Here is a 9683-nt window from a genome sequence, read left to right as displayed (position 1 = left end):
ATCCACCGCCACCCCCGAAATCATCCGGATTAAAGTCCGAGCCCGTGTCGTCGCCGCCCTCCGGGCCGGAGTAATCCGCGCCCGAAGCGGCATACGCCGGGCCGGTCATCAGGCCACCGAGCATCGTGCCCACCAGCAGCCCCGGCAGCAGGCCGCCGCCGAAGTAGCCGCCTGCCCAGGGGCCGTAGGCGGGGCCCGCGTTCCAGTAGGGCTGGGGGCCCGCGTCGGTCTGGACCTGGCGGGTCAGGGGCTCCTGGCCGTCCGCGAGGCGGGCCGTGTCCGCCGCGCAGGCCGGTACGGTGCGGAGCGCGCCGCCCGGCGGTGCCCACTGGACGTCCTGGACGGACGGGCCGTGGCGCGGGTCGAAGAAGCAGGGCAGCCGGCGCTCCGGCAGCGGCGCCCCCGTGCGGCGGGCGGCCAGGGTCGCCAGGGCGAAGCGGCCGTTGTCGAGGGTCTCGGTGACGCCCTGGACCTCCTCCGGTTTGCCCGCAGCCGCCATCCGGGACTTGGCGTCCTCGTAGGCGTCCAGCGCCCGCGCGTAGTCCGCGCGCATCTCGTCCGTGGCACCGGCCTCGGAGGGCGTGAAGTCCAGCCGGTCCAGTTCCTCGCCGAACGCGGTGATGTCCTCGTCGACGACCACGCGCAGCTTGTCCAGCTCGGCGCGCTCGCGCTCCTCGCGCTTGCGCTTGTTCCGCCGGTAGAGGGCGTACGCCCCGGCGCCGCCCGCGACGACGATCGCGCCGCCGGTGATCAGGCCCGTGGCGCCGACGCCCTGGGTGCCGCCGCCCCAGGAGCCGGGGGCGTGGCCCCTGGCCGTCCGGTCGGCCGAGTCGACGAAGGCGTTCAGCTGCGTCTTCGCGTCGCCGCCGGACCGCTGGACGGAGCCGACGAGGTTGCTCACGGCGTTGCGGGACATCACCGAGCGGTCGCCGGCCGCGTTGAACTTGTCGCCGAGGTGGACGGCGTAGACACCCGCGATCCCGACCCTGGTGCGCAGGTCGCGCAGCACCGTGCTCTGCGGGAACTCGGGGGCGTTGGGCAGCACGGCGACGAAGACGGGCTTGCCCGCGTCCTTGATCTTCTTCGCCAGCGCGTCGGCGTCGGCGGCGGGCAGTTGCGCGGAGGCCCTGGGGTCGACGTAGACGGGGCCCTTGCGCAGCGCCTGGGCCGCGGCGTCCAGCCCGGTGTCGGCGGCGTGCGCGGCGGGGGCGTACAGCAGCGCGCCGGCGCAGGTCAGCAGGGCTGCGATCAAGGGGACGAGCCAGTTCCGGAACGACCTGGCGAGCACCCGGGGGACAGCGACGGCGGACATGGCATGACTCCTCGGCGTCTTCACGGTCTACTGTGCACCTACCACTAAAACGGATCAATCAGGCATATAGGTTCCGTTGTGTCCGTTGCGTCTCAGCCGTACGAGAGGTTGGCGCAGGGGTCGTCATCCGCCGAGCGGGCGCCGCTGGGGGTACCCGACGGCGACGGCGAGGGTGGAGACGACGGCGCGTCCGCGTAGTCGCGCCCGAGCGTGATCACGACGCCGCTGATGTCGGCGCCGCGTACGAACGCCCCCGGGAAGAGCCGGGCGACGGTCCGCGCGTTGCCCGCCTCGCCCGAGCCGAACTCGATCACCGTGCCCGACTCGTCCTGCGAGCCGACCGTCGCGGTATCCAGGACCTCGAAGCCGCTGCTCTTGAGGGAGGCGGCGGCGCGGGCGGCGAGCCCGTCGACCGTGGTGCCGTTGCGGACGGAGACCTTCACCCCCGCGCCGGAGACAGAACCCGAAGGGGAAGGCCCGCTCCCGGCGCCCTTCCGGCCCGCGTCCTTGCCGTCGATCGTCCGGTCCGCCCGGATCGAGGCCCACAGGGCGTCCGCGTCGGGCTGGACGATCGCCACGCGGTCGCCGTCGTAGCGCCAGGGCAGGGTCACGAACTTCATGTCGTGGAGGTCGATGTTCTTCAGCGACATCGCGAACGACAGCATCTTGTCCGCCGAGCCCAGCCCCGGGTCCACGGTCATCGACTTGGTGGCCGCGTCGGCGAGCGGGAGCAGGGTGGTGGGCTTGAAGCCCTGGGACCGGACCTTCTTGATCAGCGAGGAGAGGAAGGCCTGCTGGCGCTGGATGCGTCCTATGTCGGAGCCGTCGCCGATGCCGTGCCGCACCCGTACGTAGTCGAGCGCCTTCTGGCCCGAGACGGTCTGCCGGCCCTGGTGGAAGATGAGATCGCCGCGCGAGCCGAGGTTGGGGTTGAGGTCGCCCCGGTAGACGTCCTTGGGGACGCACACGTCGACGCCGCCCACGGCGGACGTCATCGCGGAGAAGCCCGCGAAGTCGACTACGACCGTGTGGTCGACGCGCAGCCCGGTGAGGCGCTCGACGGTGTTCTGGGTGCAGGCGGGGTTGCCCTTGGGTGAGCCGCCCACGGTGAAGGCCGAGTTGAACATCACGTGTTGCTGCTCGTTCGTCCAACCGCCGTCGGGGAGCCGGCAGGACGGGATGTCCACGAGGGTGTCCCGGGGGATGGAGACGGCGACGGCGTGCTCGCGGTCGCCGTAGACGTGCAGCAGGAAGGCGGTGTCCGAGCGGCCCACGTCGCCCTCGCCGCCGCCCAGCGAGGCGTTGTCGCCGGACCGTGAGTCGGAGCCGATCACCAGGACGTTCTGGCCGGCCGCCCCCGCGCCGGGACGGTCCTTGGACAGGCCGTCGGCGTCGAACGTGCTGATGTTGCCGTTGAGCCGCAGGTACACCCATCCGGCGCCGGCGACGAGTAGCAGGAGGAACGACACCGCGACCACGGTGACGATCCGCACCCGATGCCTCGGCCTGCCTCGCGTGCCCGTCATGTCCGTACCCTCATCGCTCCCCCGGTTCGTGCCGTTCCGCCCGGTAGGACGGGCTGTCACGAACTTTGGTTGTCCAGTTGCGCAATCTAGCAAGTATTGTGTGGTCAGCCATCAGGTCAGAACGTCACAAGAGCCGGTAGAGATCGGTAGAGAGGCGGTGGAGCCGTCATGCTGCGGAACGCCCTGGAGCCCTGGCACATTCTCGTGGTCGTGCTCGTCATGGTCGTCCTGTTCGGGTCGAAGAAACTGCCCGACACGGCCCGTTCCCTGGGCAAGTCCATGCGCATCCTCAAGAGCGAGGCCAAGGCGATGAAGAGCGACGACGCCGAAGCGCCCGTAGCGGCCTCTTCGGCCGCTCCCGCCGCGACCTCATCCGCCGCTTCCGCCGCTCCTACCCCGCAGGCCGCACAGGGAAGCGCTGTCGACAGCACCCGGTGACCTCCAGGCCACCTGGAGGTCCCCCGCGGTACACCCGCCCCTGGTGTCCTTCCTGCGTCCGCGCACCCCGCCCGGACCTCCAGGAAGGAACAGACCATGGGTTCTCGTCCGTACCGACGCCGTCTCGCATGGGGCGCCGCCGCGCTGCTCGTCGCCGGGATCGCGGTGCCCGCCGCGGCCTCGGCGGCCGAGCACCACGGCCCGTCGGACGTCTCGAGCCACACCCCGAAGAAGGCCAAGAACGTCATCCTGCTCATCGGTGACGGCATGGGCGACTCGGAGATCACCCTGGCCCGCGACTACACCGTGGGCGCGGCCGGCCGGCTCAACATGGACAAGTTCCCCATGACGGGCGCCTACACGACGTACGCCGTCGACAAGAACGGCAAGCCCGACTACGTCACCGACTCGGCCGCCAGCGGCACCGGCTGGGCGACCGGCCGCAAGACGGTCAACGGCCGGATATCCAAGACCCCCGGCACCGACAAGCCGATGACCACCATCCTGGAGCTGGCCCAGCGGGGCGGCCTGGCCACCGGCAGCGTCACCACCGCCGAGCTGACCGACGCCACCCCGGCCGTGCTCGCCTCCCACGCCACCGACCGCAGCTGCCAGGGCCCGGCCGACATGAAGGCGTGCCCCAACGACACCGTCGCCAAGGGCGGCCCGGGCTCCATCGCCGAGCAGAGCGTCAACCACAAGGTCGACGTCCTCCTCGGCGGCGGCAAGGCCCGCTTCGACCAGAAGATCACCGAGGGCCGCTACCAGGGCATGACCGTCACCCAGCAGGCCCAGAAGCTGGGCTACCAGATCGTGACCGACGCCAAGGGCCTCTCGTCGGCGCGCGCCGGCAAGCCGGTGCTGGGCCTCTTCGCCGACGGCAACGTCCCCGTCGAGTGGACCGGCAAGAGCGCCGCCGTCGGCGGCACCGCCGCCCAGCGCTGTGTGACGAACAACCCCGACCGCAAGGCCGGCACCCCGGACCTGGAGAGCCAGACCCGCAAGGCGCTGGAGCTGCTGAACACCGGCAAGGGCAAGAAGAACGGCTTCTTCCTCCAGGTCGAGGGCGCCTCCATCGACAAGCGCGACCACGCCGCCGACCCCTGCGGCCAGATCGGCGAGACCGCCGCCTTCGACCGCGCGGTCAAGGCCGCCCGCGAGTACGCCGACCGGCACCCGGACACCCTGGTCGTCACCACCGCCGACCACGGCCACAGCAGCCAGATCGTGCCGCTGGAGGCCAACCCGCCCGGCCTGTCCTCGACCCTGATCACCAACGAGGGCCAGCAGCTCAAGGTGAACTACTCCACCAACACTCCGGGCCAGTCCCAGGAGCACACCGGAACCGAGGTCCGGATCGCCGCCCAGGGCCCGCAGTCCCAGCGCGTCCTCGGCGTCACCGACCAGACCGAGCTGTTCACCACGATCCGCACGGCGCTCTCGCTGCGCTGACGCACTGTCCGGTGACCGTCCCGTAGGGTCAGGGCCCGGCCGCTCCGGCGGCCGGGCCCTGTGCGGATCTCACCAGTTACCCGCCGGAACATTGGCGGATCGCGTACCTCGCCACAGCCGCGCAGCGTCAAAACTGGGAGCTCCTCATTCCCCGCGCGCGCAGGAGGAACGCCGATGACCGGATCCCGGGTACTGGCTCTCGGCCATTACCAGCCGGCCAGGGTGCTCACCAACGATGAGCTGGCCGCCATGGTCGACACCAGCGACGAATGGATCCGCACCCGGGTCGGCATCCGCACCCGCCGGGTGGCCGAGCCCACCGAGACGGTCGCCGACATGGCCGGCCAGGCGGCCGCCAAGGCCCTGGCCAACAGCGGGCTGGCCCCCGCCGACATCGACCTCGTCCTCGTCGCCACCTGCACGGCCGTCGACCGCAGCCCCAACACGGCCGCCCGTGTCGCCGCCGCGCTGGGCCTGTCCTCCCCCGCCGTCATGGACATCAACGTCGTCTGCGCCGGCTTCACCCACGCCCTCGCCACCGCCGACCACGCCATCCGCGCCGGATCGGCGACGAACGCGCTGGTCGTCGGCGTGGAGAAGTTCACGGACGTCGCGGACTGGACCGACCGCACCACCTGCGTCCTGGTCGGCGACGGCGCCGGCGCGGCCGTCGTCACGGCCTCGCCCGAGCCGGGCATCGGCCCGGTCGTCTGGGGCTCGGTCCCGGAGATGGGCCACGCCGTACGGATCGAGGGCACGCCGTCGCGCTTCGCGCAGGAGGGCCAGAGCGTCTACCGCTGGGCCACGACGCAGCTCCCGCCGATCGCCCGCTCGGTCTGCGAACGGGCCGGGATCGCCCCCGAGGACCTGGCGGCCGTCGTCCTCCACCAGGCGAACCTGCGCATCATCGAGCCGGTGGCCCGGAAGCTGGGCGCGGTCAACGCGATCGTCGCCAGCGACGTCACCGAGTCCGGCAACACATCGGCGGCGAGCATTCCGCTGGCGCTGTCGAAGCTGGTGGCCTCCGGCCGGGTGGCACCGGGCGCGCCGATCCTGCTGTTCGGCTTCGGCGGCAACCTGTCGTACGCGGGGCAGGTCATCCACTGCCCGTAGGGGTGGGCGCTACGGCTGCTCACGCAGGTAGAGCGCCCCACAGGAGTGGCACATCGGTACGTCCGGGCTGCCCCAGTCGTCCGCCGACCGCACGGCGGCGGCGCTCTCCAGCTCCCGGCCGCACATCGCGGTCGTACCGTCCTCCCGGACCACGTGCCAGATCTTGATCTCGGCCCGGGGGTCGGCGGCGGCCCTGCCGTCGATGTACTCGGCGCGCAGCTCATGCTCCATGGCACCACCATGCACCGGCCTCGGAGTACGGACCACCCGGGCCGGCACCAGAGGCACCCGCCCTCAGAAAACGGACCAACCGGTCAACGTCGTGAAGTGGTCCAGCGCCGCCACACCCGCCACGGAGTTCCCCCGGGCGTCCAGCCCCGGGCTCCAGACGCACAGCGTGCATCGTCCCGGTATCACCGCGACGATGCCGCCGCCCACGCCGCTCTTGCCCGGCAGGCCCACCCGGTAGGCGAAGTCGCCGGCCGCGTCGTACGTGCCACACGTCAGCATCACGGCGTTGACCTGCTTGGCCTCGCGGCGCGGCAGCAGCCGCGTCCCGTCCGCCCGCAGCCCGTGCCGGGCCAGGAAGCCGCTGGCCAGCGCGAGGTCCCGGCAGCTCATCTCGACGGAGCACTGCCAGAAGTAGTGCTCCAGCACCGTCGGCACGGGGTTGTCGAGGTTGCCGTAGCTGGCCATGAAGTGGGCCAGGGCCGCGTTGCGGTCGCCGTGCTCGGACTCGGACCTGGCCACCGCCGCGTCGAAGGAGACGTCCGGGTTCCCGCTCTCCGCCCGCAGGAAGTCCAGCATCGTCGTGCTGGCGTCCCCGGTCAGCGTCTGGAGCCGGTCGGTGACGACCAGCGCGCCGGCGTTGATGAACGGATTGCGCGGAATGCCGTGCTCGTACTCGAGCTGCACCAGCGAGTTGAAGGGGTTGCCGGAGGGCTCGGTGCCCACCCGCTCCCAGATCCGGTCGCCGCCCTCGGCCAGCACCAGCGCGAGGCTGAACGCCTTGGAGATGGACTGCACCGAGAAGGGCCGTTCCCAGTCCCCCACGCCGTACACGCGGCCGTCGACATCGGCGACGGCGATGCCGAACTGTCCGGTGTCCACCTCCGCGAGGGCGGGGATGTAGTCGGCCACCTGGCCACGGCCGATCAACGGCCGGGCGAAGTCGGCGACCTCTTCGAGGACGGCCTGGTAGTCCAATGCTGCTCTGCGCTTTCCTGGCGGTGTCTCACCGACGTCGTCGTCGGCGATCGCAAGAGTACAAAATGGACTGCGTGACCAGCGACAATCCCCCCGGCGCGGCCGATCCCGCCGCGCTGCGGCCGGCTCTGCCGTCCCCGCTCACGGAGCTCACGGACGAGCGCTTCGCCGAGCGCGGCCTGCGGCTGCTGCTCAAACGGGACGACCTGATACACCCGGACCTGCCGGGCAACAAGTGGCGCAAGCTGGAGCCCAACCTGCGCGCGGCGGCCGCGTCCGGCGCCCGGACGCTGCTCACGTTCGGAGGGGCGTACTCCAACCACCTCCGGGCCACGGCGGCGGCCGGCCGCCTGCTGGGCTTCGGCACGATCGGCGTCGTCCGGGGCGACGAACTGGCCGACCGCCCGCTCAACCCGTCCCTGGCCCGCTGCGCGGCGGACGGCATGCGGCTGCGCTTCGTCGACCGCGCGACGTACCGCCGCAAGGCGGAACCGGAGGTTCTGGCTTCCCTGGCCCCTCCGGACGCGTTCGTCATCCCCGAGGGCGGCAGCAACGCGGCGGCCGCCCTCGGCTGCACCGAGCTCGGCCGCGAGCTGCGCGGCGTCGCGGACGTGGTGGGCGTGGCCTGCGGCACGGGCGGCACGCTCGCCGGCCTGGCGGCGGGGCTGTCCGCCGGGCAACGGGCGATCGGCTTCCCGGTCCTGAAGGGAGGCTTCCTGGAGACGGAGATACTCCGCCTCCAGAACGAGGCCTTCGGCGGCCGACGCGGCGCCTGGACCCTGGACGACCGCTTCCACGGCGGGGGCTATGCGAAGACCTCCCCGGAGCTGGAGGCCTTCGCGGCGGACTTCGCCTCCCGGCACGGGATCGAGCTGGAGCGGGTGTACGTGGCGAAGATGCTGTACGGACTGACGACGCTCGCCCAGGAGGGCGCGTTCGCACCCGGCACGCGGGTGGTGACCGTCATCACGGGGGCGCCGTAGGGGGCCTCAGCCCTCCTCCCCCTCCCGGTACGCCGCCGCCTCCTCCAGGTCCAGCCGACGCAACAGCGTCCGCAGCATTTCGTCGTCGATCCGCCGCGCGTCCCGCAAAGCCACGAACACCTCCCGCTCCGCGCTGATCACCTCCCGCGCCAGCCGCCGGTACGTGTCGTCCACCGACTCCCCAGTCCGCTCGTCGACCGCCCCCAGTCGCTCCCAGACAGCGTTGCGCCGCCGCTCCAGCACGGCCCGCAAGCGATCGGCCAGCGGCTGCGGCAGCGCGTTGCCCTCATCCGCGAGAAGCGACTCCAGGCGGCGCTCCGCGGCCGTCGACGCCTCGCTCTGCGCCTGCGCCTCCACGAGCGTCTCCGCGGCCGCGTTCCGCGCGGGCAGCCGCAGCCGGCGGATGAGCGGGGGCAGGGTGAGCCCCTGCACCACCAGCGTCCCGATCACCGTCGTGAACGTGAGAAAGAGAATGAGGCTCCGCGCGGGAAACGGCGCCCCCTCATCCGTGGCGACGGGGATGGAGAAGGCGATCGCCAGCGAGACCACACCCCGCATCCCGGCCCACCCGACCACCGCCGGCGCCTTCCAGTCCGTGTCGGGCTCCCGCTCCCGGATCCGCGGGAACAGCACGCGCGGCAGGAACGTCGCCGGGAAGACCCACACGTACCGCGCGAGGACGACCGCGACGAACACGATCACCGCGTACAGCAGCGCCTCCCCCACCCCGTACGCCCCCAGGTCCCGCAGCACGATCCGCAACTGGAGCCCGATGAGGGCGAAGACGGCCGACTCCAGGAGGAAGGAGACCACCCGCCACACGGCCGCCTCCTGGAGCCGGGTGGCGAAGTCGACCTGCCAGGACCGGTGTCCCAGGTAGAGCGCGACCACGACCACGGCGAGCACCCCGGAGGCCTCCACCTCCTCGGCGGCGGCGTAGGCGACGAACGGGATGAGCAGCGAGAGGGTGTTCTGGAGCAGCGGCTCCCGCAGGTGGGTGCGGAGCCAGTGGATCGGCACCATGAGGATCAGGCCGACGCCGATGCCCCCGACGGAGGCGATCACGAACTCCCGGACGCCCTCGGCCCAGGTGGCTCCGGCGCCAAGAGCAGCGGCGAGGGCGACCTTGTAGGCGGTGATGGCGGTCGCGTCGTTCACCAGGGACTCGCCCTGGAGGATCGTGGTGATCCGGGACGGCAGCCCCAGCCTCCGGGCGATCGCGGTGGCGGCCACCGCGTCGGGCGGGGCCACCACCGCGCCCAGCACGAGCGCGGCGGCGGGCGGCAGGCCGGGCACCGCGCGGGAGGCCACGTAGCCGACCGCGAGGGTGGCGAAAAGGACGTACCCCACGCTGAGCAGGGCCACGGGCCGCAGGTTGGCCCGTAGATCGAGGTAGGAGCTCTCCAGGGCGGCGGTGTGCAGCAGGGGCGGCAGCACCAGGGGCAGCACGATGTGGGGGTCGAGGGTGTAGTCCGGTACGCCGGGGACGTACGAGGCGACGAGGCCGACGGCGACGAGCAGCAGCGGCGCGGGCACGGGGGTCCTGCGGGCGACGCCCGCGACGGCGGCGCCGCCCGCGATCAGCGTCAGCAGCGGCATGACGTCCATGGCTCCTCCACCCTTCCGTTCGCGCTCCGCTCGCGCGCTCTAACC

Annotated in this window: 9 protein-coding genes; 4 read left to right on the top strand and 5 right to left on the bottom strand. The window is 72.1% G+C overall.

Annotated features, from left to right (window positions below; translation table 11 throughout):
• Positions 1 to 1312: hypothetical protein (locus RM609_RS28560; RefSeq protein WP_311614505.1), on the bottom strand; the 1312-nt coding region annotated here is incomplete at its 3' end.
• Between the two features lie 92 nt (positions 1313 to 1404).
• The gene (locus RM609_RS28555; protein ID WP_311614502.1) at positions 1405 to 2838 is read right to left on the bottom strand and encodes an LCP family protein; all 1434 of its coding nucleotides are present in this window, start codon (positions 2836 to 2838) and stop codon (positions 1405 to 1407) included.
• A gap of 168 nt (positions 2839 to 3006) precedes the next feature.
• On the opposite strand from RM609_RS28555, the gene tatA reads away from it, so the two are divergent.
• The 3 genes from tatA (at position 3007) to RM609_RS28540 (ending at position 5841) form a co-directional block, all read left to right on the top strand.
• Positions 3007 to 3276: a Sec-independent protein translocase subunit TatA gene (gene tatA / locus RM609_RS28550; RefSeq protein WP_311614501.1), complete on the top strand. Its 270-nt coding sequence runs from the start codon at positions 3007 to 3009 to the stop codon at positions 3274 to 3276.
• Between the two features lie 96 nt (positions 3277 to 3372).
• The gene (locus tag RM609_RS28545) at positions 3373 to 4728 is read left to right on the top strand and encodes an alkaline phosphatase (RefSeq protein ID WP_311614499.1); all 1356 of its coding nucleotides are present in this window, start codon (positions 3373 to 3375) and stop codon (positions 4726 to 4728) included.
• A gap of 174 nt (positions 4729 to 4902) precedes the next feature.
• Positions 4903 to 5841 carry a beta-ketoacyl-ACP synthase III gene (locus RM609_RS28540; protein ID WP_311614497.1) on the top strand — a complete coding sequence of 313 codons (939 nt, stop codon included), beginning with the start codon at positions 4903 to 4905 and terminating at the stop codon, positions 5839 to 5841.
• A 9-nt stretch (positions 5842 to 5850) separates the two neighbouring features.
• Here the strand turns inward: RM609_RS28540 and RM609_RS28535 are convergent, their stop codons facing one another.
• Together RM609_RS28535 and RM609_RS28530 are read right to left on the bottom strand one after the other, a co-directional pair.
• Complete coding sequence (locus tag RM609_RS28535) at positions 5851 to 6072, bottom strand: hypothetical protein (RefSeq protein WP_311614495.1); 222 nt, start codon at positions 6070 to 6072, stop codon at positions 5851 to 5853.
• Between the two features lie 63 nt (positions 6073 to 6135).
• Positions 6136 to 7047: a glutaminase gene (locus RM609_RS28530; RefSeq protein ID WP_311614494.1), complete on the bottom strand. Its 912-nt coding sequence runs from the start codon at positions 7045 to 7047 to the stop codon at positions 6136 to 6138.
• 65 nt (positions 7048 to 7112) lie between these two features.
• On the opposite strand from RM609_RS28530, the gene RM609_RS28525 reads away from it, so the two are divergent.
• On the top strand, positions 7113 to 8030 hold the full coding sequence (locus RM609_RS28525; protein ID WP_311614492.1) for a 1-aminocyclopropane-1-carboxylate deaminase/D-cysteine desulfhydrase: 918 nt from the start codon (positions 7113 to 7115) through the stop codon (positions 8028 to 8030).
• 6 nt (positions 8031 to 8036) lie between these two features.
• Here RM609_RS28525 and RM609_RS28520 read toward each other — a convergent pair whose 3' ends face one another.
• Complete coding sequence (locus RM609_RS28520; protein ID WP_311614491.1) at positions 8037 to 9638, bottom strand: Na+/H+ antiporter; 1602 nt, start codon at positions 9636 to 9638, stop codon at positions 8037 to 8039.
• Positions 9639 to 9683: the final 45 nt, after the last annotated feature.

Origin of the sequence: Streptomyces hesseae, from assembly GCF_031845785.1 — a bacterium.
Lineage (GTDB): Bacteria > Actinomycetota > Actinomycetes > Streptomycetales > Streptomycetaceae > Streptomyces > Streptomyces hesseae.
Note: the sequence above shows the minus strand (reverse complement) of the source record. Positions and strands in the feature narration are given on the sequence as shown.